At 43.6% G+C, this 26,677-nt stretch carries 19 protein-coding genes, 1 tRNA gene and 1 pseudogene; 14 read left to right on the plus strand and 7 right to left on the minus strand.

What is annotated here, in order from left to right; genetic code table 11:
• Positions 1 to 62: 62 nt before the first annotated feature.
• Positions 63 to 377, plus strand: a complete 315-nt coding sequence (gene fliE, locus DUT67_RS08170) for a flagellar hook-basal body complex protein FliE (RefSeq protein ID WP_048259609.1) — start codon at positions 63 to 65, stop codon at positions 375 to 377.
• A 241-nt stretch (positions 378 to 618) separates the two neighbouring features.
• Here fliE and fliT read toward each other — a convergent pair whose 3' ends face one another.
• The 3 genes from fliT to fliD are packed head-to-tail and all read right to left on the minus strand — an operon-like array spanning position 619 to position 2,828.
• Positions 619 to 999, minus strand: a complete 381-nt coding sequence (gene fliT / locus DUT67_RS08175) for a flagella biosynthesis regulatory protein FliT (protein ID WP_113626254.1) — start codon at positions 997 to 999, stop codon at positions 619 to 621.
• Positions 999 to 1,409: a flagellar export chaperone FliS gene (fliS, locus tag DUT67_RS08180; RefSeq protein WP_048259611.1), complete on the minus strand. Its 411-nt coding sequence runs from the start codon at positions 1,407 to 1,409 to the stop codon at positions 999 to 1,001. The genes fliT and fliS overlap by 1 nt, the downstream gene beginning before the upstream one ends.
• A gap of 30 nt (positions 1,410 to 1,439) precedes the next feature.
• Entirely contained in the window at positions 1,440 to 2,828 is a 1,389-nt protein-coding gene (gene fliD / locus DUT67_RS08185; RefSeq protein WP_113632553.1) for a flagellar filament capping protein FliD, read from the minus strand.
• A 321-nt stretch (positions 2,829 to 3,149) separates the two neighbouring features.
• On the opposite strand from fliD, the gene DUT67_RS08190 reads away from it, so the two are divergent.
• The 8 genes and pseudogenes from DUT67_RS08190 (at position 3,150) to DUT67_RS08225 (ending at position 16,341) form a co-directional block, all read left to right on the plus strand.
• The gene (locus DUT67_RS08190; protein WP_368350116.1) at positions 3,150 to 4,028 is read left to right on the plus strand and encodes a flagellin; all 879 of its coding nucleotides are present in this window, start codon (positions 3,150 to 3,152) and stop codon (positions 4,026 to 4,028) included.
• Positions 4,029 to 4,226: 198 nt separating this feature from the next.
• On the plus strand, positions 4,227 to 5,114 hold the full coding sequence (locus tag DUT67_RS08195; protein ID WP_368350117.1) for a flagellin: 888 nt from the start codon (positions 4,227 to 4,229) through the stop codon (positions 5,112 to 5,114).
• A 198-nt stretch (positions 5,115 to 5,312) separates the two neighbouring features.
• The gene (locus DUT67_RS08200; protein WP_368350118.1) at positions 5,313 to 6,185 is read left to right on the plus strand and encodes a flagellin; all 873 of its coding nucleotides are present in this window, start codon (positions 5,313 to 5,315) and stop codon (positions 6,183 to 6,185) included.
• Between the two features lie 406 nt (positions 6,186 to 6,591).
• Complete coding sequence (locus DUT67_RS08205) at positions 6,592 to 10,275, plus strand: glycosyltransferase (RefSeq protein WP_113632552.1); 3,684 nt, start codon at positions 6,592 to 6,594, stop codon at positions 10,273 to 10,275.
• 144 nt (positions 10,276 to 10,419) lie between these two features.
• Positions 10,420 to 13,920 carry a glycosyltransferase gene (locus DUT67_RS08210; protein WP_113632551.1) on the plus strand — a complete coding sequence of 1,167 codons (3,501 nt, stop codon included), beginning with the start codon at positions 10,420 to 10,422 and terminating at the stop codon, positions 13,918 to 13,920.
• Between the two features lie 34 nt (positions 13,921 to 13,954).
• A pseudogene (locus DUT67_RS08215) lies at positions 13,955 to 14,603 on the plus strand (DegT/DnrJ/EryC1/StrS family aminotransferase).
• Between the two features lie 119 nt (positions 14,604 to 14,722).
• The gene (locus tag DUT67_RS08220) at positions 14,723 to 15,319 is read left to right on the plus strand and encodes an acyltransferase (protein ID WP_113627736.1); all 597 of its coding nucleotides are present in this window, start codon (positions 14,723 to 14,725) and stop codon (positions 15,317 to 15,319) included.
• Positions 15,320 to 15,498: 179 nt separating this feature from the next.
• Positions 15,499 to 16,341, plus strand: coding sequence for a WcbI family polysaccharide biosynthesis putative acetyltransferase (locus tag DUT67_RS08225; RefSeq protein ID WP_189339525.1), 843 nt, complete (start codon positions 15,499 to 15,501; stop codon positions 16,339 to 16,341).
• 70 nt (positions 16,342 to 16,411) lie between these two features.
• Here DUT67_RS08225 and DUT67_RS08230 read toward each other — a convergent pair whose 3' ends face one another.
• A complete protein-coding gene (locus DUT67_RS08230) occupies positions 16,412 to 17,455 on the minus strand; it encodes a glycosyltransferase (RefSeq protein WP_317616506.1) in 1,044 nt (347 codons plus the stop codon).
• Between the two features lie 650 nt (positions 17,456 to 18,105).
• Here DUT67_RS08230 and DUT67_RS08235 point away from each other — a divergent pair.
• The 3 genes from DUT67_RS08235 (at position 18,106) to phoH (ending at position 20,872) form a co-directional block, all read left to right on the plus strand.
• Positions 18,106 to 18,828: an RNA polymerase sigma factor FliA gene (locus DUT67_RS08235; RefSeq protein ID WP_011093316.1), complete on the plus strand. Its 723-nt coding sequence runs from the start codon at positions 18,106 to 18,108 to the stop codon at positions 18,826 to 18,828.
• Between the two features lie 208 nt (positions 18,829 to 19,036).
• Entirely contained in the window at positions 19,037 to 19,552 is a 516-nt protein-coding gene (fliZ, locus tag DUT67_RS08240; RefSeq protein WP_048259620.1) for a flagella biosynthesis regulatory protein FliZ, read from the plus strand.
• Between the two features lie 531 nt (positions 19,553 to 20,083).
• Positions 20,084 to 20,872 (plus strand): phosphate starvation-inducible protein PhoH, encoded by a 789-nt coding sequence (phoH, locus tag DUT67_RS08245; protein WP_048259621.1) that lies wholly within the window; start codon positions 20,084 to 20,086, stop codon positions 20,870 to 20,872.
• A gap of 88 nt (positions 20,873 to 20,960) precedes the next feature.
• Here the strand turns inward: phoH and DUT67_RS08250 are convergent.
• From DUT67_RS08250 to DUT67_RS08260, 3 genes are all read right to left on the minus strand, one after another.
• Positions 20,961 to 21,050, minus strand: a tRNA-Ser gene (locus DUT67_RS08250).
• Positions 21,051 to 21,268: 218 nt separating this feature from the next.
• Positions 21,269 to 21,907: an RpiB/LacA/LacB family sugar-phosphate isomerase gene (locus DUT67_RS08255; protein ID WP_010287191.1), complete on the minus strand. Its 639-nt coding sequence runs from the start codon at positions 21,905 to 21,907 to the stop codon at positions 21,269 to 21,271.
• A 217-nt stretch (positions 21,908 to 22,124) separates the two neighbouring features.
• Complete coding sequence (locus tag DUT67_RS08260) at positions 22,125 to 24,158, minus strand: choline transporter (protein ID WP_048259622.1); 2,034 nt, start codon at positions 24,156 to 24,158, stop codon at positions 22,125 to 22,127.
• A 357-nt stretch (positions 24,159 to 24,515) separates the two neighbouring features.
• On the opposite strand from DUT67_RS08260, the gene betI reads away from it, so the two are divergent.
• Together betI and betB are read left to right on the plus strand one after the other, a co-directional pair.
• A complete protein-coding gene (gene betI / locus DUT67_RS08265; RefSeq protein ID WP_101781810.1) occupies positions 24,516 to 25,121 on the plus strand; it encodes a transcriptional regulator BetI in 606 nt (201 codons plus the stop codon).
• A 67-nt stretch (positions 25,122 to 25,188) separates the two neighbouring features.
• Complete coding sequence (gene betB, locus DUT67_RS08270; protein ID WP_101781808.1) at positions 25,189 to 26,661, plus strand: betaine-aldehyde dehydrogenase; 1,473 nt, start codon at positions 25,189 to 25,191, stop codon at positions 26,659 to 26,661.
• Positions 26,662 to 26,677: the final 16 nt, after the last annotated feature.

Genomic DNA, 26,677 nt, shown 5'->3' on the forward strand with positions numbered 1-26,677 from the left:
GATAGGTTATCGCTGTCATAAATGTATGTGAAAACCTAAGCAGTATGGTTTAGTGAGGTATTATGTCGATTCAAGGTATTGATGGCGTTCTACAGCAAATGCAAGTCAAGGCTCTGCAGGCTGCCGACACGCCTATAGCCAGACCATCCGTAGAGCCTGGTTTTGCCAGTGAGTTGAAAGCCGCGATCGATAAGATCAGCGACACGCAGCAGGCTGCTCGTACGCAGGGCGAAAAATTTACCATGGGTGTACCAGGTGTTGCATTGAATGATGTGATGGTGGATTTACAGAAATCATCAATTTCAATGCAGATGGGCATTCAGGTGCGTAATAAACTGGTATCTGCGTATCAGGAAGTGATGAATATGTCCGTTTGATGTTGCCTGATGGCATCAAACTGTAATTAGTAAAGTATTGTGCCTAGCCTCATTGTTAACTCAATGAGGCTAGGCACAATCTTTATCTCTATAGCCTGCCTTGCAATTCCTTTCCTTCGTTTTGTACTGACTTCTCGTTGTACTCATCATTGAATAAGTGTATTAAAAATTTCAACGATGGATAAAAAACGCGCCTCGTATAAAAAAGAAGCGCGTCGAGATCGATGTAATTCATAGAACGCTATGAACGTGTTTCGTCAGGCAACGGTTCTCCAGGCAGCAGTCGCTGTCCTGCAAATTCGCTATAAGTCGTATTAATTGACTTTTGCTTTAGTGATTGCCCCATTAACGAACTTAACTCATCCATCCGCTTCTGCAGTAGTTGTTTTACTTTCGCTTCATTATCCATCACTTCCTGCAAAATCTGTCGTAGGTGCAGTCGCATCATACTGTCGATTTCGTCAGGAATTGGCGTGTTGACCAAGCCTTCGACGGACTGAACATAAACAATCTCTTGCTCAACCAACGTATCCCATTGACCACCTACGGCCAAGTGAAGAATTTTTTGACTCAGAGACAAAAGCTGTTGGTAATCTTTTAGAAGCCGATGGGGGGAGACCATTAACGTACTTCCTGCTCTGGTTTGTAATTAGGGCCGATTTGCCGCCAGGCATCAGCGATATTTTCTAGCAACGCTTCAACGTCTTCTATCGCTTTTGCATCGTTATGTAAATTGGCAATCAACAAACGCTGAGACATGTAGTCGTAGAGAGCGGACAGGTTTTCAACCAACTCACCCCCTCTTTCCATATCCAACCCGGCTTTTAGTCCGTTATTGATAATGTCGATTGCTTTAGATAACGCCATACCTTTACCTGGGATGTCGCCTTGCTCCATGAGAATGCGCGCGCGCACCATCGCACTGCGCGCACCATCAAACAGCATGACGATAAGCTGGTGGGGGCTGGCGCTCATCACACTGCTTTCAAGGCCTACCTGAGCATAGGCCTGACTACCTTTCATATTGTACATCACGCTACCTATCTACTTAATCAGCAAATTTTAGAGCTTGGAGAACATACTGGTTAAACTAGCAGCTGTTGAACTCATCTGAGACATCGCTTTATCTAGATCTGTAAATTGTTTCTGGTAGCGAGCAATTGTTTCTTCAATACCGTCTTTGATTCGCTGAGATTGGGTATCCAGACTTTTAATCGTTTGATTAATACTATCTTCTTTCGTTTTGATAGTACCATCGACGGTATCAAGGAGTTCTTTCAGATAACCACGGGTTTGTGTCGCAAAACCAGTTTTGTCATTATCACCCACGAAAAAGGCTTGAACTTTTCCTGGTTCTTCTTTAAGCGCTTTATCCAAGACAGTGTTGTCTATTTCAAGTTTGCCTGTCTTAAAATTTTGCTTGATGCCTAAATCGGCGAGAATATTAAATTGACCATTGTCGCTTTGTACTGTGGTGAGTTGGCCTTTAAGTTTGTTCTGTATACCACGGACAGTTGAGTCACCGATTAATGCACCGTTTGTGCTGGATTGATCTTCCCCTTTTTTAACTGCGGTGTATTTGGTTTGTGACGCGATAGTATCTTGAAGGCCGTTATAAGCATCAACCCATGCTTTTATAGCATCTTTCATGCCCGTGATGTCTTGATCAACGGTTAGTGTTTCTGGTTTACTCGCTTCTGTTTTAGCTTGTAGTGTTAAGCTGACACCTTCAAATGCATCATCAATCGTATTGCTTTGGCGCTCAATGGTGATGCCGTTTGCAATGATTACAGCATTCTGCGCTGCCACTTTCTCGGTTGTTGAGCCCAGAACATTACCGCCGTCAGTTAGCGTAATTTCACCTTTTTCGCCACTGTTTCTGGCTGTTAGCATCAGGTAATATTCGTTATCTTTGGCTTTGACTACGCTGGCGCTTACACCACCGTTTGCTTTATTGATAGCGTCACGGACGTCGTTCAGCGAGGTTTCTCCGCCTTTGATATCAACCGTCAATGACTTACCATCTGCCTGAGCGATAGTGAGAGAGCTATCTGCTGAACTTAGCGCTGTTGTGGCACTCGTTTTAGCGCTGGAAGTAATGGAGTGAGCTTGAGCTAACTGCTGTACCTCAATACTGTAGCTGCCTGCGACGGCCTTGCTGTTGGTTGTTGCAGTAAATGCCTTATTAGTGCTGGATACTTTTGTGTTGGTGATTCCATCAATAGAGCCAGTGACAACACCGAATGATTGAGATTTGGCTAAGGTATTGGTAGCAGTATTGAGCCTGTCGAGTGAGCTCTTCAGTGCGCTGACACCGGTCAGTTGGGCTTTGTAACTGGATTGTTGTGTTGTAATGGGCGTCAAACGTTGGTTTTCAGCCGTTCTCAATTGTGTCAACAAACCGGCCAAATCTAAACCTGAACCTACACCTAATGAAGAAATGCTTGCCATGATCGAATCCTTTATTTGTCCAGAGCCAATGGTCTATATGACGATTATCGGCAGTACGAATAATAAGTTTAGCATTTTAAGTCTGTGTTATTGCCGAGCACTGCAATTGAGATTGTTTTAGTCCTATCTACTAAAGGTAGACGTTGTTGACCTGTGTGGAGAACTTCGCCCGAAATGGCGTATCAGAACGTTTTGATGGCCATAAAACTTACTTCAGTAAAAATTAAAGCTTTTGAAAAGCCTTCCGATAAAGAAGTACAACGGGGATGACCCCGTGGGTCTAACCCGAATTTACGTCTCATTGATTAAGGAACGCTTATCATGGCATCGATTAATACTAACATCATGTCTCTGGTTACCCAGAACAACCTGAACAAGTCACAATCTTCTCTGGGCACCGCTATTGAGCGTTTGTCTTCTGGTCTGCGTATCAATAGTGCAAAAGACGATGCTGCTGGTCAGGCGATTGCCAACCGTATGACTGCACAGGTTAAAGGCCTGACGCAGGCTGCGCGTAACGCGAACGACGGTATCTCTCTGACTCAGACCGCAGAAGGTAACCTGAACGAAATCAACAACAACTTGCAGCGTGTTCGTGAGCTGGCGGTTCAGGCAGCAAGTGACACCAACGGCAGTACTGACCGTACTTCAATCTACACTGAAATGAAGCAACGTCTGGACGAAATCGACCGTGTTGCTAAAGCAGCATCTTTCAACGGCACAAGCCTGCTGGACGGTACGGCAAGCGGCGGTATCAACATTCAGGTTGGTGCAAACACCGGTGCAAATGAAGTCATTAAAATTGACTCTGGCGCACTGGTTAACGCAACGACAACTTCTGGTGCAGGCTTGGCTTCTGGTGTGTCGACTGCCGTTGCTGCAATCAGTGGTGGTACTGGTACTATCGGTGGGTCAGGTGGTCTGGCTGCAACAATTATTAGCAGCGTGGATACTGCACTGAAAGCGGTAGATACCGCGCGTAGTAACCTGGGTGCGATCCAGAACCGTTTCGAATCCACGATCACCAACGTGAACAACACCATCAACAACCTGTCTAACGCCCGTGGCCGAATTCAGGATGCGGATTATGCGGTGGAAGTGTCGAACATGACCAAGGCGAACATTCTGCAACAGGCTGGTACATCAGTGCTGTCTCAGGCGAACCAGGTTCCTCAGACCGTTCTGTCTCTGCTGCGTTAATCGTAAGCAATACAGTATGATGTTAAACCCAGCCAAGTGCTGGGTTTTTTCTTTCTGAAACAAATGCTTTTATATAAAAAATATACATAGACAAAAAATTAAAGATTTTAAAAAAGGTTCCGATAATTAGTAAGGACGGGGATGAGCCAATGAGCTGAACCCGACACTTAACATCTCATTGATTAAGGAACGCTTATCATGGCATCGATTAATACTAACATCATGTCTCTGGTTACCCAGAACAACCTGAACAAGTCACAATCTTCTCTGGGCACCGCTATTGAGCGTCTGTCTTCTGGCCTGCGTATCAATAGTGCAAAAGACGATGCTGCTGGTCAGGCGATTGCCAACCGTATGACTGCACAGGTTAAAGGCCTGACGCAGGCTGCGCGTAACGCGAACGACGGTATCTCTCTGACTCAGACCGCAGAAGGTAACCTGAACGAAATCAACAACAACTTGCAGCGTGTTCGTGAGCTGGCGGTTCAGGCAGCAAGTGACACCAATGGTCAGACTGACCGTGGTTCAATCTACACTGAAATGAAGCAACGTCTGGACGAAATCGACCGTGTTGCTGGCTCCGCTTCTTTCAACGGCACGAACCTGCTGGACGGTACGGCAAGTGGCGGTATCAACATTCAGGTTGGTGCAAACACCGGTGCAAATGAAGTCATTAAAATTGACTCTGGCGCGCTGGTTAACGCTAAAACCTCTGGCGGTCTGTCATCTGGTGTATCGACGGCTGTTGCTGCAATCAGCGGAACGACTGCAAGTGGCGCAGTAAGCGGCATTGGTGGTGACAATGGTCTGGCTCAGAAAATTGTTGATGCCGTTGATACTGCGCTGAAATCGGTAGATACCGCGCGTAGTAACCTGGGTGCGATCCAGAACCGTTTCGAATCCACGATCACCAACGTGAACAACACCATCAACAACCTGTCTAACGCCCGTGGCCGAATTCAGGATGCGGATTATGCGGTGGAAGTGTCGAACATGACCAAGGCGAACATTCTGCAACAGGCTGGTACATCAGTGCTGTCTCAGGCGAACCAGGTTCCTCAGACCGTTCTGTCTCTGCTGCGTTAATCGTAAGCAACACAGTATGATGTTAAACCCAGCCAAGTGCTGGGTTTTTTTCGTTCTGAATCAGATGTTTTTGAATAAAAAATATACATAGACAAAAAATTAAAGATTTTAAAAAAAGTTCCGATAATTAATAAGGACGGGATGAGCCAATGAGCTGAACCCGACAGTTAACATCTCATTGATAAAGGAACGATTATCATGGCATCGATTAATACTAACATCATGTCTCTGGTTACCCAGAACAACCTGAACAAGTCACAATCTTCTCTGGGCACCGCTATTGAGCGTCTGTCTTCTGGTCTGCGTATCAATAGTGCAAAAGACGATGCTGCTGGTCAGGCGATTGCCAACCGTATGACTGCACAGGTTAAAGGCCTGACGCAGGCTGCGCGTAACGCGAACGACGGTATCTCTCTGACTCAGACCGCAGAAGGTAACCTGAACGAAATCAACAACAACTTGCAGCGTGTTCGTGAGCTGGCGGTTCAGGCAGCAAGTGACACCAATGGCAGTACTGACCGTACTTCAATCTACACTGAAATGAAGCAACGTCTGGACGAAATCGACCGTGTTGCTGGCGCCGCTTCTTTCAACGGCACGAACCTGCTGGACGGTACGGCAAGCGGCGGTATCAACATTCAGGTTGGTGCAAACACTGGTGCAAATGAAGTCATTAAAATTGACTCTGGCGCGCTGGTTAACGCTAAAACTTCTGGCGGTCTGGCTTCAGGCGTATCAACTGCCGTTGCTGCAATCAGTGGTGGTACTGGTACTATCGGTGGGTCAGGTGGTCTGGCTGCAACAATTATTAGCAGCGTTGATACTGCACTGAAAGCGGTAGACACCGCGCGTAGTAACCTGGGTGCGATCCAGAACCGTTTCGAATCCACGATCACTAACGTGAACAACACCATCAACAACCTGTCTAACGCCCGTGGCCGAATTCAGGATGCGGATTATGCGGTGGAAGTGTCGAACATGACCAAGGCGAACATTCTGCAACAGGCTGGTACATCAGTGCTGTCTCAGGCGAACCAGGTTCCTCAGACCGTTCTGTCTCTGCTACGTTAATCGTAAGCAATATGGCATGAAATTTAACCCGGCCATGTGCCGGGTTAAATTTATCAGTCGCTCCAACGTCTCGGTACTTTCTTGAGTTTTTAATAGTATCTTCATGATTCTTCTATCTTAATTTCCTCCGTTTTTTGCCTTTCAATTTGGTATATGTACCTTTTGAGCAAGTTTTTTCCTGTTTCTGGTTTTAAAAATAGCTATAAATGATTATTTATCATGCGATTAGGTAAGCAGGCAATAAAAGAGTAGATTCCAGTAAAGTTGTCAGGAGAGGAAGCTGCAGTTTTGATTCTAATGCTTTAAATAGCATGGTAATTGATTGGTTTATTTATCGTTTAGTTTGATTTTCTAGCCTTAAAATGGAAGTATTTATATATCTGTTTTGTCTACAAGGCTCCTTTCTATGCCACGCGTCTTTATCAGCACACTTCAACTTATCGACTACAGAGATGAAACACTGGCCATTTTGGATCTGATTGGTGGATTCATCGATAACGGCTGGAGTGTAGATGTCTATTGCCATCAATATGATGTTCGCATAAAAACTCTGATAGAGAAAAAATTTGCAGGTAAAGACATTTTCGCCACTGACGACACCAGTTATATTTTTAACGAGCATTATGATCTATTCTGGATTCAGTATTTTTCATTAAATACAAGTATATTAGATAGATTTCTGAATGGTGGCGTTACAACGAATATCATATTCGATCACCAGTCATTGGATAGCCGAGAGGCCGCATCGGCTGATATTTTGCTTGAAAATCGCTTATGCGATCGAGCGTTAGTTACATTGCCGCGTTTGACTGATTTTTTGAATGAGAGTGGGATAACTAGTTCGCTGATATCCGTGTTTCCTCATTCTGCTCCTGATTTTTATTTCAATCACTCTTCACCGGAAAATGACAATAGCCTAAAAAAGATACTTATTGTCGTGGAAGAAACAACACCGATGCTCAAGGCATTGATAAGTGAACTGGAGAAGTTTTCAATAGCCTGCGAAATTATGAGTCGAGACCAATGGGTTCATAATAATGTGGTGACTGATTTTGATGCTATTGTTGCTAGTGGAATTATTGCACAATATGCACTATGTGCAGGAAAACCTGCCTATTTGTATCAAGACAATTTTTTCATCGGATATATTACCGACGAGTTGATTGAAGGAAATGTATTTCGTAATGAAACGGCCGGTAAAGCTCTTTCTTCAGAGGAAGTAGCAGAAAACATTTATAAGGGTTATGAGCAAGCGGCTAAATATACCCAGAAACGCTCAGGTTATTATAATGAATCCTGGCGGTTATCAAATACGTTACTATCACTGCTTGGCAGTTTGCCAGAACCGACGCTTAAAACGATAACCGATCAAGAACTGCAACGACTTGCTCTTCATAATTTAACCTTACAGGATAAAACGAAGCCCTTTTATTCTGTCGATAAGTGGTTAAGTGAGCGCTTGATTAGCCCTGCGCGTCGTGATTTATTGCAAGCGTTTATTCAGGCCTATCCAGAAATTGGCAATATAGGTATTGCAATACTGGCACAATCTAATGATAAAGACGCCATAAATGTGTCATTAGCTAGTATTCATGAACAATTTTATGCAGCCAGTGAGGTCTATGTATTGACCTCTAATGATTTCACTTATGCTGATGCTGACAGGTCAGTCACATGGCTATCATCTGACTCGGTTGAAGAAAGCCCACTGAATGTTGTACTGGCTCAAACATCAGCATCCTACCTGTTAGTTTTACGTGCCGGTGAACGTTTACTGCCACATGCGTCATTATTATTAGCTGAGCATCGCCTGCGTTTTCCTTCGGCAAAAGCATTCTATTTTGACGAAGCGATTATGAAAGAGGGTAAAGCAGAAAACCCAATGCTTAAGCCTGAATGTAATATTGATATGTTGCGTAGTTTCCCTTACATAGGTCGAAACTTGGCTGTTGATGCATCAACTTTGCGCCAGCAAGGCATAATTCCTTCTATTGGTGAATCTCTTGAGTTGCACGATGTCATTTGGCAACTGATAGAGCAAGAAGGGCCGCAGGCTATTGGCCACATTCCGGAAGTACTGGTTTATACCACAAATTCATTGTTCGATTGGTTGCACAGTGATGGTGTGGCGCAATACTACCCTGATATTATTCAACGCCATCTTGCTCGTTGTCATGTTGATGCTGTTGTTTCAGCAAACGATGACGATGGGATATGCCACATTCAATATCAGCACCTAAGTAAGCCGCTTGTTTCTATTATTATTCCTACGCGCGATCATCTGCCTGTTATTAGCCGGTGCATCGAAACGCTTATGGAACGTACGCAATACCTCAACTATGAATTGTTAATTGTAGATAACCAGTCGACAGAGGCTGGCGCTTGTCAATATTTAAGACAACTTTCTGCAATGAAGTTAACACAAGTTCAGGTTTTGTCGTGGCCACATCCATTTAATTTTTCCGCCATTAATAATTTTGCTGCTCAAAAAGCGAAAGGCGATATGCTGCTTTTCCTTAATAATGACACTGAAATCACGAATGGAGATTGGTTGAATGCCCTCTTAAATCATGCACTACGTCCTGAGGTGGGTATTGTTGGGGCTAAGCTGGTGTTTGATGATGGCCGAATTCAGCATGGCGGCATCGTATTAGGTATGAATGATAGTGCCGCGATTGCGTTTCAGGGGATGGGGGCGGAATCTAAAGGTTATATGAGTCGTTTACGCACGACTCATAACGTAAGTGCGGTTAGCGCGGCTTGTATGATGATGCGGCGTGACGTTTATGTTGAACTCGGTGGGTTTGATGAGCAGCAATATCCTACCTATTTTGGTGATGTTGATCTTGCGCTTAAAGCACGACAACAAGGATATCTGGTTGTGTGGACGCCAGATGCACAAGTGATGCATTTAGGTGGTGCATCGCGCTTATTACAGCAGTATTTCAAGCTACCACCATTACCGCAAAAATCAGAGATTGACTCACTTTATGATCGCTGGCTACCGCAGTTAGCGAACGATCCATGCTATCACCCTGCCTATGGCAAACATGCTCCAGGCTTTTCTTTAACGCCAGAAATGGCTAGGTGTCAGCGTGCATTACCAGGGCGACCGTTGCCTGTGGTTATTGGGAGTCATAGTGATTGGCATGGGTGTGGACACTATCGTGTTATTTTTCCTTTTCAGGCATTAGAACGAGAGATGCATATAGAGGGGGGGCTGAAACACGGCGTGCCAAAATTGGTCGATGCTGTTGATATGGAACCTGATGTTGTGATTGTTCAATCTGCCGCGGGAGCCCAGACGCCAGAGATGGTGGCACAGTATCGCAAATATACACGTTCATCGATTGTTGCGGAATTCGATGACTATATCCTTAATGTTCCGATCAATAGCGGTAATAGAAAATCATTCTCACAACAATTAATTAAAAATTTTCGCCGTTCTTTGGAATCTGTTGATTGGGTCGTGGTTTCTACGCCAGCATTGGCCGAAGCTTATTCAGCTTACCACTCAGATATTCGTGTCGCTTACAACCGATTGCCTGCATCTTGGTGGAAAGGGTTAACGAGCCTACGCCAGCAAGGACGTAAACCTCGGGTTGGTTGGGCTGGGGGAAGTAGTCATAAAGGCGATTTGGCTATTCTCCGTTCGGTAGTGAAAGCGTTGGAGGATGAAGTTGACTGGGTTTTCATGGGCATGAAACCTGAAGGTGTGAAATGTGAATTTCATGCTGGTGTCCCTATCGAATATTACCCACAAAAAACAGCGAGCCTGAATCTCGATTTGGCACTGGTGCCGTTAGAACATAACCTGTTCAATGAATGCAAAAGTAATTTACGACTCATGGAGCTAGGTGCTTGTGGGGTACCTGTAATTTGTACTGACATAGAGCCTTACCGCTGTGGTCTGCCAGTAACGCGGGTTGATAATCGTTTTAAAGATTGGATAGATGCGATACGTACGCACATCTCGGATATGGATGCAACTGCAAGAATGGGTGATGAGCTCAGAGATGCTGTGTATAAAGATTGGATGCTAGAAGGTGATGGGTTGACTGATTGGTTGCAGGCCTGGTTGCCAAAGTAGCGAGATAACGTAGTAACACAACATGAAGGTGTGATAGCGCATTGGTTGCTGAAGAGCCAAGGGCGGTAGCTTTCCCCGCTTTAGATAGTAACAATAGATTTTTTGTGAACTGCATATATGAGTGTTTGATTTTTAGGATAAACGATGAGTAAAAAATTTAAATATCCTTATGTAATTACTGTTCCAGGTTATATTGAATCCTCTCTTGGGATTCAGGTTATGCATCGCCTTTGCCATCTTATTAACCAACACGGGGGAGAGGCATATATTGTTTCTCCTATAACCAACCCTGAATGGAATACACCGCAATTAACGTCTGGTAAATTTAACGAATATAAAGACTCTGGAGAAATATTCATCGCGGTTTACCCTGAAATAGAGTCAGGCAACCCTCTGGAAGCGCCTCTCTGTGTCAGGTATATGCTGAATAGAGAGGGTGTCCTGAACGGCAATAGTATTAATGCTGGTGAGGATGATCTCTTTTTCTTTTATCGACAAGAGTTTGCTGAAAATGAAGCGAATGTGGATTTACTGACAATATCAACTTATGATTTATCAGTATTTTGTGACGATTTTACAGAAAAAGATCTTGATATTTTATATTTAAATCGAGTTCCACGAAGTTCTGTCGACTTTTCAACGTTGCCCGAGAATATAAAAATTTTATCGATGGAGCAGCCATTATCGTTGAATGAGCTTGCTAAAGTCCTTAAGCGTGGGCGCGTTATGTATTCTTATGAAGCATCTGGCACCTGTGTTTTAGCAGGATTGTGTGGCTGTCCTGTGGTGGCCAGAGTTGCTGAAGGATATGAAAAATATGCTATTACGGAGAAGACATCTAAAGATGTAGGTAATGCTGATGTCGCTTGGGATGATTCCCCGTATGAATTGGAGCGAGCAAAGGAAAACCTTTATAAATATAAAGAGTTTTATGAAGGGTTGGAGAGTGTATCAAATCAGCAACTTTCCAATTTTTTAGATATTACGCAAGATAAAGCGCAGAGTTATTATAATAACTGTAAAGAAAACATAGTGAAATGGGTTGAACAGAGGACGCTTTCTCCGGAAAGAGTTGCCCTAGCTTCTAGGAATATTGATGAATTAGTATCACCCCAAGCTATTTATGTTTGCATCTATGATCGTTCGGAATCTTGGCATGAGGTTTTAACTACATTAGAATCTTTATTACCTGTAAAGGGGATGTATTCAAGATTACGCTGTATTGTTTTTACTGATGGGGAATATACTCTTTCTAAAGATTTTGAGTCTTGGGTTTCATTGTGCGAAACAGAAAAACTACACTCTACTATAAAAAATATAGCGATGCAGCAGTGTGTTAACTGGTTTCAGTATGTGAGAGCGGGAGTCACATTCATCGCAGACAGCTTTTTTTCTGTAATATGCTTCTTAAATAAAGAAAGTGACTATAGCGCAGTCTATCCTGACAAAATATTCATTAATGATTGTGGTGAATTAGAATCGGCTTTTTTACCAGATTTTAGTATTGATTACTTTCTTGGTTTCCCAAGCGCATTTTTTGTTGGCTGTTTCTTCCATCAAAGTATTTTTATAGATACGAATTATTACAATGATATTTCCCCTGAGTTTTTTGATTTCGATGTTCTGATGCGTTTGATTACAGAGAAAGGAAAGGGGAATATCGGTCATTTTCCTGAGCCATTATTAATCAGTGAATCAAAAAAAGAATTAGATAATAGCAAAGTAGAGCAACTGATTAGTAACTACTTAAACGCAAAAGGTTATGTGAATAGCTTAATTTTACCTAATTCATCAGGTGGGTGTCGGGTTGTTTATGGCCATAACAAAGATTTACCTAAAATTAGTATCTTTATCATCGATAACGGTGATGTCAATGTATTGCAACGCTGTGTGATGGGATTGCTGGAAAAATCTAAATATACCAATTATGAAATTTTAATTCTGAGTTGCTATGCTGAGATTGAAGAGAATCGTTACTGGTTGGAAGAAGTAAGTAAAATTGATCCTAATAGAATAAAGACTATTATATTTCCACATCAGGAAAGTCGCGCTAAGCTCAACAATATTGCTGCTAATCAAGCATCGGGTGATTATCTTCTCTTGCTTGATGTCGCAGTTTTTCCAGCGCACGATGAATGGCTGGAAAATTTAGTTAATCATTGTCTGCGTGATGATGTTGGGTGTGTTGGCAGCAAGGTTATTAATCTAAATGAGAAAATTTATTCCGCAGGTATGGTTCTTGGGCTCAATGGTGTAGCGGAAACGCCTTTCGTTGGGAGTCACTATGCAGATTCGGGTTATATGAACCGTTTGGCCATAGAACAAAACTATAGTGCGCTTCCCTCATTGTGCTTACTTATAAGGCGCTCTATTTATCACGATGTTGGTGGCGTAGATGAGTCGCTGACAGAAGGATATCTTACTGATATCGATTTATGTCTAAAAATTCGTGAAGCGGGTTATCTTTCTGTTTGGACGCCTTACTCTATTGTTGCGACTGATTTATCTCCAGAAAAAAATTATAAAAGCAAAGAAACTTGCTCAGAACAAGAGAGAGTTATCTACCACAAGTGGGGAGGGGTCATTGCTAATGATCCTGCATATAATAAGAACTTGTCATTAACTCAATGTTATAGAATAGAAAAAAATCTCAGACCATGTGAGTTATCGCCAGAGCCTCAACGACTGTCTCGTGCAATGGTGTTTTCTGGCGGTAGCAATTCGATGGAGAGATATCGTTTAGAAGAACCTTTTTATAACATGCGATACCATGGAATGGTTGACGGAGCCGTTGCTTCAGAATCTCTCGTTATATCTGATTTTTTACAAATAGAACCTGATGTAATTATCACACAGAACTGTATTCAAAGTGGGAAAATAACCGATTTCAAATCGATAAAAGATTGTTTTTCTATTTATGATATGAACTATTATGAATCAAGTAAATTTGATGATATTAAAAATAAAAAAGAGCACTTGAAAAAAATAAAAGAAGATTTAGCTCCTTTTGATAGAGTGATTGTAGGTTCTGAAGTGTTAGCTGAGCAATATGGCAGAATGCATCACGATATTAAAATTTTGCCTACATATTTACCTCATTTTTGGAATGAGCTGGTCTTGACCGGAAGGGCTAGCGAAAAACCACGGGTTGGATGTGTAACGCTTGATCTCAATGATGAAGATATTGAGTTAGTCTCTAACGTTATCCGCGATTTTTCTCACCTCGTTACATGGGTATTCCTAGGGACTTACCCTCCTAAACTGAAACCGTTTATTCACGAATATCATCGCTATCACGGTTTTACTCATTACCCTCAACAGCTAGCTTCGCTCAATCTCGATTTTGCAATAGCACCGCTGGTTGATAATAATGCTAATCGAGTTCGCAGTAATATTCGCCTATTAGAGTTTTGTATATGTGGTATACCAGTTATATGCAGCGATGTTCTATGTTACAAAGGTAATCTTTCCGTTAACTTTGCGAAAAATAGATATAAAGACTGGTCTGCTGCAATGAGTCAATATATCCATGATGTTGATTCGGCCAGAACGGTTGGTGCTGTGTTGAAAAGTGAGGTTCAGGAGAACTGGATGCTTAATCAAAAAAATCTAGAAATTATAAAGAAAACTTGGCTGCCTCGCTAATTTATTATATTAAGGGCTGTTTGTGAAAAATTAAATATATGTTACCAGTCCACTGCTTCCTCCACTTGAAGAATTTATCCTTTATTTGGAAAGATATGGGAAAATAAAAGATTAACAAATGGTGGGCCTTTAAATGAGCAATTTGAAGAAGAACTGGCAAAATACTTAGGAGTTAAGGATATCAGTCTTTTTTCAAATGGCACCTTAGCACTATTGACGGCATTACAGACATTACGCATTGCTGGTGAAGTTATCACGACTCCGTATTCCTTTGTGGCTACCTCACACTCAATTTTGTGGAATGGGCTAAAACCCGTATTTGTAGATATTGATCCTCTGACTTGTAACCTCGATCCTGATAAGATTGAGCAAGCTATTACGTCAAATACTTCTGCTATTATGCCTATTGTCCTATCTTTGTTGGGGAGGGTTTTCCCTGTAGTAGAGATGAGCTGTATCTCTTAATGAAAGTGGCAGGTATATTTACACAACGTTATTTTTATCCCTTAATTAGTACATTCCCAATGTATCGTGGTTTGGATAGTGCGAAAACCGAAAATTTACCTGAGTCTCACATTGTTGCTGAATCTGTACTTTGTTTACCCATTTATGCAGACTTACAAGAAAATGAGCAAAGGGGAATTATTGACTTAATTCATAGCATAGCTTGTCAAGCAGATTAGTTTTACTTAAATGACCAATGCTTTCCTGAGTAATGAGAATTAATATCGAGTGGTTATTTAAGTAATTCTGCTAAGAGAGTGGCTTTTTATTAGTTTAACCTAACGTAGGTAGGTTCTTTATGAATCCTTTTAATGTTGGTTTCTTTACAGAAAATGAACTGATTAATTTTGGTTTTAAATCATTAGGCAAAAATGTATGCATTGCAAAAAATTGCACTATCTTAGGTTTAGAGAATATATCAATTGGAAGTAATGTGAGAATCGATGGATATACGACGATAATCGCAAGCGATAATGGTTTTTTGAACTTAGGATCATTTATACATATAGGTGGTTATTCACTATTATCTGCAGGTGCAGGTATAACAATGAATGATTTCAGTGGTATATCTCAAGGTGTTAAAATTTATAGTAAAACAGATGATTATACTGGGAAGTATTTGACTAATCCTACTGTAAGCCCAGAGTATACAGGAGTCACTTCAGGTGAGGTGATTTTAGGAAGACATTCAATTATCGGTTCAGGAACAGTAATTTTACCCAAGTTGACTATTGGTGAAGGCACCTCTGTGGGGGCTCTCTCCCTTGTAACAAAAAGCCTTTCTGAATGGGGGGTTTATTTTGGTAGCCCAGTAAAGAAAATAAAAGAAAGAAATAAGGAATTACTCAAGTTAGAGAAAGATTTTCTAATTGAAATATCTAAAAGAAAACCATAATTTTATGCTTTTTTTTATAGTTATTTTTCTATCCTTCCCAATAAATAATAGCGGTAGGTAGGCGTGGTTAATTCTACCTTCACTAAGAATAATATAGATTTGATGAGTTTTTAGAAATAGCCCCATTCAATGATTTAATAAGTTATTCGTTATTTTCATATATTTTACATAGGTATTTTATGAGAGTCGCCTTAGTTGGAAATTGCCAGCTTGAAATAATTGGTGAGTTATTGAAAGGTAATAAAAATATAAGCGGAAATCAGTATGATTATATTTTTAATACGCCAATATATAAATTAAATGAAAAAACTGATGTTATAAACTTCTACCATGAATTAGAGTCTTGTGATGTTATCTTTATGCAGTATCACTCTGAACGATGGGGGCGGTTCTCTACTTCCTCATTGGAACGATATTTTGATATAAAAATGCTGCCTACAATGGAGTCTCGAATATCTAGTCCGCAATTAGCCTACATAGATAAAGATCTACCTGACCTTATGGTTTATGTAGACTACCGGTTTCTGCATTTGTATCTCTCAGGCTTTAATTATCAGGATGCTATTTTTCAATATCACAATGTAAGTTTATCCCAAGATAAAAAACATGCTGCTCTGATCGAGGATGCTGATAAATACAAAAGATTATATAATTCAGGAAAGTTGATTTTTGATTTCTCAGATTACTATTTATCTTCTTTGTCCCAAGATCAAGACTGTTTTTCAACGGTTAGCCATCCGAGTAATAAACATTTAAGTTTATTGTTTGAGTCAATACATCTTAATACGTTTGGTGTCCATGAAAGTTTTAATCTTAATGGCCAAGAGTTACTGAGTAATTATAGAGCACCTAGACTTGGTAGTGGCGATGAAAGTTATTATATGATGAGGGATTCTGGATTGCCGCTTGCTTGCAAAATTAATTATTCATTTTTTGATAAGCATAGTCGAGCTGATCTGACGAAAGCATTAATTAGCTCAAATTACTATAACCTTCTAAATGATGAATATATGAATTTTTAAATTAAATATTATTTAAATGGAATATCATTTTTAGTAATGTGCAGGTATTCCATTATCTTGTCATAAAAAATTATGTTTTAACTCTTATTATTCCGTCAAGCGCTAGCTTATAATTCCCGCATCGTTGGTAATAGTCGAGAGCTTCAGACTTCATACCAAAACACTCAAGTATAACCGCTATGTTGTAATTGGCCTTATACGTCCCAACGCCTTGTTTTCGACCTGGTCCCATTTTTGTGCATAACTGAAATGTATCAATCGCATTCTGAAAATCAGCGTTATTCATGAGTATTAATGCTTTTAAAAACATAAAATCAGTAGAGTGACAGAGATTTTCATATTGTAAAATACCTAAGGCTTTTTCATATTTCTCGGTATTAATTAAGCAATAACCGTAACATTCAATCAGAACTTCATTGTAATCCTGGTGCATATCTTTTTGCAGACGTAATGATGTTTCAAAACTTTGTGCTGCTTGCTCGTAATTTTTTCCTAAGTAGTGACTTTTTCCTAACTGATAATGCAGATAGGGATCATCGCTCGTTTTATCGATAGCATTCTCGAGTAATGTAATATTGCGGGCGATCTTATTTTTGCTTTCTATCGTTTCTTTCGTGTAACCACTGTGCGTGAATGATAATGGAGTATCAAAACGTCCATCAGGCGCTTCTCCAGTATTTTTCTTGCAAATTTGCTCATGGATAATACCGAAAAACTCATAATATTTTTTGTTGAAAATTCGGCTTATTCGTTCTTGGATTAAATCTATGTCTTCCGAGCTTTCATCATTGGTGATACTTGCGACCTCTACGGTACCGACCTGCGTAGGGTGAGCGTTAATCAGTTCAGAGAGTAGCTCGATATCAAATTTATTAATTATTTCATCAGCGTCCACCACTAAAACCCAATCATACTTAGCGAATTGTAGTGAGTAATTTCTCGCAGCTGAGAAATCTGATATCCACTCAAAATCATAAATTTTGTCAGTAAAATCCCTAGCAATATTCTTTGAGTCATCGCTGGATCCAGTATCAACAACAATAATATCATCAAAATATTTTGCAATTTCTTTCAGCGAGCTACTCAAGTGCAAAGCTTCATTTTTCACGATCATGCAGACTGATATCATTGTGCACCGGGTTTTGAAAATGTAGATGTTACAAGATATTATACCAAACTTTTAGTAGCATCAATCCGAGATCAATTTTGGCTGTTTATGGTGTGAAAGTTTAATCTGTGGTGAATGATTAATATCATTTTCCATCGTTTAAATACTGAGGCCGCAGTGTGTTTTTATCTGTACTAGAAATTGAGATATGTAAGCCGTGTCGTTCAATCCAATCACTTTTGATAGTGAACCACTGAGATTGCAAGACTCGGTGCTAGATCCTTATAAAGGAAACACGTAAAGCCACTGAGTCATTTGGTTAAGTGGTAGTAAAAGTACATAAGTCCGATCTTTAGCCTGATTTTAGGCACAGGGGGCCATGTATTGAAAATGGTTTTCTCGCCCATAAAACATCCTTTTCTCTGCGTAGAACCTGCGCTAGAATCATCCCCCTCGAAAGAGATGTACATCACAAATTTAGTGTCTCATTGCATTCCATGCGACTGGCATTTTTGCTTCTAACCGCATATTCTTTACCTAATCTTGTCATACATGGCAGGAATAACCCTTCTTTTTTGACGCTATTCAGGCGATTGGCTACCCTACCTAAAAGCATAATAGTGTCGATAACATTATCATCGTAGGTATTTGTCACTGTGAGCGATTTGTATACCGCCGAAGGCACAATGGATAAAAATTCCCTCTGGAAGCGCTATGTCCCACTAGTGCGCCATGAAGCCTTGCGTTTACAGGTTCGTCTCCCCGCGAGTGTTGAACTTGACGATTTGCTACAAGCTGGCGGTATTGGCTTGCTAAGCGCAGTTGAACGTTATGATTCGTTGCAAGGCACGGCGTTTACCACCTATGCCGTTCAACGAATTCGTGGCTCGATGCTGGATGAATTACGCAGTCGTGATTGGGCTCCACGCAGTGTACGGCGTAATGCGCGGGAAGTGGCACAAGCAATGCAACAGACTGAACAACAACTCGGTCGTACTCCAACGGAGCAGGAAGTTGCGCAGACCTTGAACATCACGCTTGAGGATTATCGTCAGATATTGCTGGATACGAACAATAGCCAGCTTTTCTCTTACGATGAATGGCGTGAAGAACATGGCGATAGCGCAGAGGCGTTACTGGAAGGCAACGAAGATGCCAACCCATTGCATCAATTGATGGAAGGCAATTTGCGCCATCGTGTGATGGACGCCATTGAAAACCTGCCAGAACGTGAGAAGTTGGTGTTGACGCTCTACTATCAGGAAGAGTTGAACCTGAAAGAAATCGGTGCCGTTCTTGAGGTTGGAGAATCAAGAGTCAGTCAGTTGCATAGCCAGGCGATAAAGCGCCTGCGCGTGAAATTAATGAACGATGTTTAATTGCGCTGCGTAGGAATACTGTTATCAAAATATATCTTCAGCCACTGAAGCAGCAGCAGGACCATGACAATTTTTTTGAATATTGATGAGCATTTTGCCTCAGTATCTGAATAGTCAATACTGTCTGTTTTGTAGCACCGGATCCTCTAGCGTAATGAGAGGTGCTATGGCTTCACATTGAAGTTATATATTGTCATGGAATGGATTCATGCACCCATCAATTCGGAAGAAACAGCTGCTAAGCCGTTATCTGAAAGACTTCAAACATAGACAGACCAACTGTTCCCAGTGTGATAAAGAACTTGACCGCGTTTCACTGGTGTTTCGCAATCAGCTTATCAATAAAAAATCAATTGGCAGCATCGACAGGCTTATCGATGACGAAATATGGTCTGGTCTGCAACAGGAATTAATCCCACTTTGCCGCTTTTGTAGCGAAATATTATGCAATACCACTGCTAGCTATTTCGATATTAAAGCTTTCACACAATATCTGATCGAACAAACCGAAGTTCGTCATAGCACGATGCGCGAGTATGTCATTCGTCTGCGGCGGTTGGATGAACTGCTGGTCGCAAATAATTATCCTGCAGAAACTTTTTCCGGGCACCGTGATGGGGTACAGCAGCGTGTATGCGACTACCTTCCTGACATTGAGCAAAATATCTACCGCAGCGCCCTACGAAAATACGATCAATACCTGGACTGGCAGCGGCATTTTTAACGCGCATAGTGCGTATTTCTCAGGCTGACATTGCTAATCCATGGGATACTGACTATACGTAAATGTTATGACAGTGTAAAAAATGCTTGCGTTGTAGGGGCAAATTATTGCACTGTCATACTACTGAAATCATTCGGCACTAATTTTTAGGGAATGGTTAGCAGTAGTTCTACGATGCGATCAATCATTATTCAGTGGAATAGTTGTTGTCACAGTGAGGAACGCGCATGGTAATGTCCGCTTGTGGACTTTGTAATCGATGTCAAGATTCTACGCTGCTGACTCGCCGATGCGAGGGATTTTCCTCCCACTTATTTTCAACACTGCTCCATTCTCTCTTTACCCAAGTTCCCCATTTATTTTCTTTTCCTATCCATGAATGTTCGGCCCGTTTTTTACACGGTTCGTGGATGACTCATGTGTATTTTCTGTCCGCTATTGGCTTAATAAGGAAGCCTAACCTCGTTAGTGAGTTAAACGTCACGCGCTGCAAAGCAGTGCGGTAAGTGAAACAAACTGTAAGGTGCCACTATGGGAAGACAAAAAGCAGTGATCAAAGCTCGTCGTGAAGCAAAACGCGTTATCCGTCGTGATTCGCGTAGCCATCGTCAGCGTGAAGAAGAATCGGTCACTTCTCTGGTACAGATGGGCGGGATTGAAGCAATCGGAATGGCGCGTGAGAATCGTGATAATTCTGTTATTCAAGCTCGTACCGCCGCCCAGGAACATTACTTGTCTGCGATAGAAAACAAACAGTTGATTTTTGCCACAGGCGAAGCTGGCTGCGGCAAAACGTATCTGAGCGCTGCGAAAGCGGCGGAGGCACTAATCCATAAAGAGGTTGAGCGCATTATTGTTACGCGGCCAGTATTACAGGCTGATGAGGATCTTGGCTTTTTACCCGGTGATATTTCGGAGAAGTTTGCGCCTTATTTCCGCCCAGTTTACGACATACTCCTGCGTCGGCTGGGATCATCTTTTATGCAGTATTGCTTACGGCCGGAAATAGGCAAAGTTGAAATCGCGCCTTTTGCTTATATGCGCGGGCGGACGTTTGAAAATGCAGTTGTGATTCTGGATGAAGCGCAAAACGTGACGGTGAACCAAATGAAAATGTTCCTGACGCGTTTAGGCGAGAATGTTACCGTTATCGTGAATGGTGATGTGACGCAGTGTGACTTGCCTGCTGGGGTTAAATCCGGCCTGCGCGATGCACTGGAGCGTTTTGTTGACGATGACATGATTGGCGTGGTCTCTTTCGGTAAAGAGGACTGCGTTCGTTCGGCACTGTGCCAGCGTACGCTCCATGCCTATGGCTGATGTTTGTGTGGCGCGGGAATGAAAATTCTCGCGCCAACACCATAAAAGAAAACGCCCCTGACTTGCGTCAAGGGCGTTTTCTTTTATATGGCGGTGAGGAAGGGATTCGAACCCTTGATACGTTTTCACGTATACACACTTTCCAGGCGTGCTCCTTCAGCCTCTCGGACACCTCACCGGGGGTTGCCTACAAGGGGCAACGGGGCGCTACTATAGGGAGTCACTTAGCTCCGGTCAAGCAGTATTTAGCGCTATCAGTGCGTCTGGCTAAGCATTGAACGGTAACGGATAGTCTGCGTAACCGTGTCGTCAACATGTAGACAAAATCAGTGAAAAAAACGCATAAAAAAACCACAGATCGCAATGACCTGTGGTTTTTTTGCAGCGATTGGACGATTACGCCAGCAGCGTTTTGATGTAGCTGGTCAGTGCTTCGTCTTTGCTGTTAGCGAAGAAGTATTCCTGGAATTTAGGACCAGCAATTGCACCTTTAACCAGATCCTGATCGAGACCTTTCAGGATTGTGATCAGATCGTTGTAGGTCACAGCTTTCACGGCATCCAGGATTTTCTTGTTACGTTGTTGAGGAGCAACGCGATCGCTTGGATAGCCTCTGCCGCCTTCTTCTTTGAACAACTGGGTAAACAGGTTTTCCAGGTTCAGTTCAGCGCCCCAGCCAAAGCCTTTAGCGTAAGGAACGGATACCGCGTTACCGTTGTTGATCTGAGAGAACAGGTAAGCATCAGATGGGTCAACAACCAGACCGCAGATTACGCCTGGGAAGGAGTTACAAGCCAACATTGCGCCTTGGCCAGTACCGCAACCGGTTACGACGAAATCAGCTGCGCCAGAGTTCAGCAGGATAGCTGCCAGAATACCGTTCTGGATGTAGGTCAGCTGTGCTGCATCTTCAACTGCGTATTGGCCGTAGTTGTGTACAGTGTGGCCCAACGGTGCAACAGCTTTGGTCAGAGACTCGGCGATGATGGCGTTTTTGGCAGCCTGGCTGTTCTCGTTAATCAGTGCAATTTTCATGTTCGTTCCTTTTCTGTGACGGACAAATACATTTTTTAAAACTGTATTTCAATTTGATGTGTGCAGTATACCGTTTCAAAAATAAAGCGCAAATCGTGGAAGCAAAGAATGCGGCACAGCCCATAAATTCGGGAAAAACACGATGCAGAGAAAATGAGTAACTAGAGGGTAAGTGATTGAAAAATGGCGCTGTATTTCAGCGCCATTGGGTTGATGATTACGCGTCGGGGAAGGTGAGCGTATTGCCCGGTGCTTCTCGATTAAGATGAAGAAAATTCAGGTGTCGTTCGTACTGATCCAAAATGTCGTTAATCACCTGTTCTTTGCTGTAATCCATCAAGTCATTCCCCTGACTTCCTTCTAATAAGAAGGTTTCAAGCCGGTAATAATCTGATTTGCCTGACCGCGCACGGTAGGTAAAAGCCGGGACGCTATAACGCTGTGGCCAAATCTGATAAAGAAAGTTCTGTTCATCGCCCAAATCAACCAACAGTTCGAGATGGTTCAAGCGCTCATCTTCGACAGGAGGCAATTCGTTGACTTCAACGCTGGTGCCTCGTAGACGTAGTTCACGCGCAACATCATCCATCGCGACTTTACAGACGTTATCCAGCATTTTCTGTGTATGCGTCGTACCGGGGAAATTCATGACGCGCGAGAGACGCTGTTTCCAGTTCAAGCGATCGTCACCGGATATTGGCATAGGTGCCGACGTTTGTAAGGAGCTGGCTTTACGGTAGTCCTCGACCCGAAGTGATTTATATAAGCCTGCCATAATAAAGAACATCACAAAGCTAAACGGTAACCCCATGATGACGGTGGTGTTCTGTAATGCTGAAACGCCGTTTGTCATCAGCATACCCAGTGTCAGCAGACCAATAGCGACTGACCAGAAAACGCGCAGCCAGTTTGGTGCATCATTATTGATGTCGGCAAGGCGAGAGGTAAAGTTGCCCAGCACCAGTGAACCAGAATCGGCAGACGTGACATAAAACAGCAGGCCGGTAATGGTGGCGACAGAGGCACTCAGGCTGAAACCTGGGTACTGTGCCAGCAGACTGTAGAATCCGCGTTCCGGGTGCTGCATGACTTCATTCGCAAAGTCCAGATTACCGTGGATCACCTGATAAAGCGCGCTGTTGCCGAAAATGGAGAGCCACAGCAGCGTAAAAACAAATGGAATGATCAGCGTACCGACGACGAACTGGCGAATCGTTCTGCCGCGTGAGATACGTGCCAGAAATAGCCCGACAAACGGTGCCCATGCGACCCACCATGCCCAGAAAAACAGCGTCCAGCTATTCATCCATTCTGTCGGTCTATCGAACGCAAAACTGTTGAGCGTCATACCGGTAAAGCGATTGATGTAATCCCCGACGTTAAGTACCAGCGCGTTTAGCAGAAACTCGGTATCGCCCCAAAAGAGCAGAAAGAGAATTAAACCCAGCGCGAGCAGAACGTTAAGCTCGGAGAGGAAGCGAATGCCGCGATTGACACCGGACGTCACGGAAACGGTCGCCATGATCACGGAAAGCAGGATCAGAGAAGCCTGAACGGTGAGATTCTCTGGGATTTGGAACAGGACTTTCAGCCCATAGTTAAGCTGAACGACGCCGATACCCAACGTGGTCGCGATACCGAAAATGGTGCCGAGTACGGCTGCAATATCGACGCTGTGCCCAATCGGGCCATTGATGCGTTTACCAAAGATAGGGTACAGGGCAGAGCGAATAGTCAGCGGCAAATTATACCGGTAGCTGAAGTAACCCAGCGCGATTCCCATCAGGGCGTACATTGACCAGCCCGTCAGCCCATAGTGAAACAACGTCCAGACCATGGCCTGTCGCGCTGCTTCCATCGTTTGGCCTTGTCCTTCCGGCGGCATCATGTATTGCGTGATAGGTTCCGCGACGGAAAAGAACATTAAATCGATGCCGATCCCCGCTGCAAACAGCATTGCCGCCCAGCTCATCAGGCTAAATTCAGGTTTCGATTGTTCCGGCCCGAGCTTGATTGAACCAAACCGAGACGAGGCGATGAAGATGACGAAAACGATGTAGAGCGTGGCGGCTAGCAGGTAATACCAACCAAATGTGGCAGAAACCCAGTTGAGTGCGTGGGTAATCCATTCATTCGCTTCTTTGTTAAACAGCATTGTCATCAGCGAGAAGGTCAGTATTAATCCCGCTGATGTATAGAACACGACAGGATTCAGGCGATCCTGCTGGGTGGTGGTTTCTGAGGCTGGCATCGTTATCCCTTGCGTTATGTGAATCGATACTCTGACTCCTCTCTCCACGAAGCGCGCTTAGCGCATATCAAGAGCTTATCCCATACCAATAACAAGGCGCAGGACATCCGCTGAGTACGCTTTCCGTTGAAGATGGTTGTCAGAACAAAAAATAAGTCGTTTATTTTAAGGCGGCGTTATCGTCTGAACTAAAGCCACTTTTTGTGATAATTGATACGAATTTTTAACCTTTCAGCAATAAAAGATATTCATTTTTTATTGAACGTTCAATCAAAAAAAAGTTTAATAGGATAAATCGGATCACGAATCATCGTCTTTTACCGTGATTCATAACACAAAAAATGAAGGGAGAACGCGGTGCCTAAAGTCGGAATGCAGCCCATCAGACGGCAGCAACTCATCGAAGCGACGCTGGCAGCGATTAACGATGTTGGGATGCATGACGCCTCGATCGTACAGATTGCCCGACGCGCGGGGGTGTCGAATGGGATCATCAGCCATTACTTCCGCGATAAAAATGGCTTACTGGAAGCGACGATGCGTTATCTGATTAGCCATCTGGGGCTGGCGGTGAAATCAAGATTGCTGAACCTGGCAGAAAATACGCCTCGTGCTCGTTTGCGGGCGATTGTTCAGGGGAATTTTGATGATAGCCAGACAAACAGCGCGGCGATGAAAACCTGGCTGGCGTTCTGGGCTAGTAGTCTGCATTCCCCCATGCTCCATCGACTGCAGCAGGTCAACGATCGGCGGCTTTATTCCAACTTGAGTGTCGAGTTCAGCCGCTGTTTGCCGAAAAATAACGCACGCATTGCGGCAAAAGGGCTAGCGGGGTTGATCGATGGCTTGTGGCTGCGCGGAGCGCTAAGTCATAACGCCTTCAACTGCGAAGAAGCACTGAGTATTACCTACGACTATATTGATCAACAACTTACTATCGATCGGCAGCCCACTCGCGCGTAATCCTTCCTTATTATTTTGCCTTCTCTGCCCGGAGGTGTGATCGGGCAGTCATCAGACAGGAGAATTTATGTCTCGCTACGGTTTACAACAACTTTATATCAACGGCACCTATGTCGATAGCACGGGTAACGATACGTTTGATGCGGTGAACCCCGCGAATGGTGACATTATTGCCTGCATCCAGTCGGCCACTGCTGCTGACGTTGATCGCGCGGTCAGCGCCGCTACCGCAGGGCAGAAGGTATGGGCGGCGATGACGGCGATGGAGCGTTCGCGCATTTTACGCCGCGCCGTTGATATCCTGCGTGAGCGCAATGATGAGCTCGCGTTGCTTGAAACGCATGACACTGGTAAGCCGCTCTCGGAAACGCGTACCGTCGATATCGTGACCGGTGCCGATGTTCTGGAGTACTACGCGGGGTTGATTCCTATGCTGGAAGGCCAGCAGATCCCCCTACGCGATACCTCGTTTGCCTACACCCGCCGTGAACCGCTTGGTGTTGTCGCTGGCATCGGTGCCTGGAACTATCCCATTCAGATTGCGTTGTGGAAATCTGCACCCGCGCTAGCGGCAGGCAACGCGATGATCTTCAAACCCAGTGAAGTCACATCGCTCACCGCGCTGAAACTGGCGGAAATCTACACTGAGGCTGGGTTACCGGCAGGCGTATTTAACGTGCTGACCGGAACCGGGAAATCCGTTGGTCAGGCGCTGACCACTCACCCAGGTATTGCCAAAGTCTCTTTCACTGGAGGGATCGCCAGTGGGAAAACGGTCATGGCCAATGCCGCAGGTTCGACGCTAAAAGAGGTCACGATGGAGCTGGGCGGGAAATCGCCGTTGATCATTTTTGATGATGCCGATCTGGATAAGGCGGCGGATATCGCCATGATGGCGAACTTTTTCAGTTCAGGGCAGGTGTGTACCAACGGCACGCGTGTCTTCGTACCACTGGTATTGCAGACGCAGTTTGAGGAAAAAATTCTAGCGCGCGTTCAGCGGATCCGTATCGGCGATCCGACTGACGAGCTGGTGAATTTTGGTCCGCTGGCTAGCTTCTCGCACAGGGAATCCGTACTGCGTTATATCGAAAGCGGAAAACGAGAGGGCGCTCGCGTGCTGGTGGGCGGTGAACCTATAACAGACGGTGATTATGCACAGGGCGCATACGTTGCTCCTACGGTGTTCACTGACTGTCGAGACGACATGAAGATTGTCCGAGAAGAAATCTTCGGTCCAGTCATGAGTATTCTGACGTATCAGAACGAGGATGAAGTTATCCGCCGCGCTAATGATAGTGAGTACGGGCTGGCGGCTGGCATTGTGACCCAAGATCTGAATCGGGCACATCGGGTTATTCATCAACTGGACGCGGGGATTTGCTGGATCAACACCTGGGGAGAATCTCCGGCTGAAATGCCTGTGGGCGGCTACAAACATTCGGGTGTCGGGCGTGAAAACGGCATAACAACATTGGAACACTACACGCAAATTAAATCTGTACAGGTTGAACTGGGTGAATTCCGCTCGGTATTTTAAACGAAGGGGAGAAAGC

Source organism: Pectobacterium peruviense (assembly GCF_003312355.2).
GTDB lineage: Bacteria > Pseudomonadota > Gammaproteobacteria > Enterobacterales > Enterobacteriaceae > Pectobacterium > Pectobacterium peruviense.

Coding starts and splice junctions, on each gene's coding strand:
- fliT (WP_113626254.1), bottom strand. CDS start 999: ATGGTCTCCCCCCATCGGCTTCTAAAAGATTACCAACAGCTTTTGTCT.
- fliS (WP_048259611.1), bottom strand. CDS start 1,409: ATGTACAATATGAAAGGTAGTCAGGCCTATGCTCAGGTAGGCCTTGAA.
- fliE (WP_048259609.1), top strand. CDS start 63: ATGTCGATTCAAGGTATTGATGGCGTTCTACAGCAAATGCAAGTCAAG.
- DUT67_RS08220 (WP_113627736.1), top strand. CDS start 14,723: ATGAATCCTTTTAATGTTGGTTTCTTTACAGAAAATGAACTGATTAAT.
- DUT67_RS08200 (WP_368350118.1), top strand. CDS start 5,313: ATGGCATCGATTAATACTAACATCATGTCTCTGGTTACCCAGAACAAC.
- fliZ (WP_048259620.1), top strand. CDS start 19,037: ATGCACCCATCAATTCGGAAGAAACAGCTGCTAAGCCGTTATCTGAAA.
- DUT67_RS08190 (WP_368350116.1), top strand. CDS start 3,150: ATGGCATCGATTAATACTAACATCATGTCTCTGGTTACCCAGAACAAC.
- DUT67_RS08260 (WP_048259622.1), bottom strand. CDS start 24,158: ATGCCAGCCTCAGAAACCACCACCCAGCAGGATCGCCTGAATCCTGTC.
- betB (WP_101781808.1), top strand. CDS start 25,189: ATGTCTCGCTACGGTTTACAACAACTTTATATCAACGGCACCTATGTC.
- phoH (WP_048259621.1), top strand. CDS start 20,084: ATGGGAAGACAAAAAGCAGTGATCAAAGCTCGTCGTGAAGCAAAACGC.
- DUT67_RS08195 (WP_368350117.1), top strand. CDS start 4,227: ATGGCATCGATTAATACTAACATCATGTCTCTGGTTACCCAGAACAAC.
- DUT67_RS08230 (WP_317616506.1), bottom strand. CDS start 17,455: ATGATCGTGAAAAATGAAGCTTTGCACTTGAGTAGCTCGCTGAAAGAA.
- DUT67_RS08255 (WP_010287191.1), bottom strand. CDS start 21,907: ATGAAAATTGCACTGATTAACGAGAACAGCCAGGCTGCCAAAAACGCC.
- DUT67_RS08205 (WP_113632552.1), top strand. CDS start 6,592: ATGCCACGCGTCTTTATCAGCACACTTCAACTTATCGACTACAGAGAT.
- fliD (WP_113632553.1), bottom strand. CDS start 2,828: ATGGCAAGCATTTCTTCATTAGGTGTAGGTTCAGGTTTAGATTTGGCC.
- DUT67_RS08210 (WP_113632551.1), top strand. CDS start 10,420: ATGAGTAAAAAATTTAAATATCCTTATGTAATTACTGTTCCAGGTTAT.
- DUT67_RS08225 (WP_189339525.1), top strand. CDS start 15,499: ATGAGAGTCGCCTTAGTTGGAAATTGCCAGCTTGAAATAATTGGTGAG.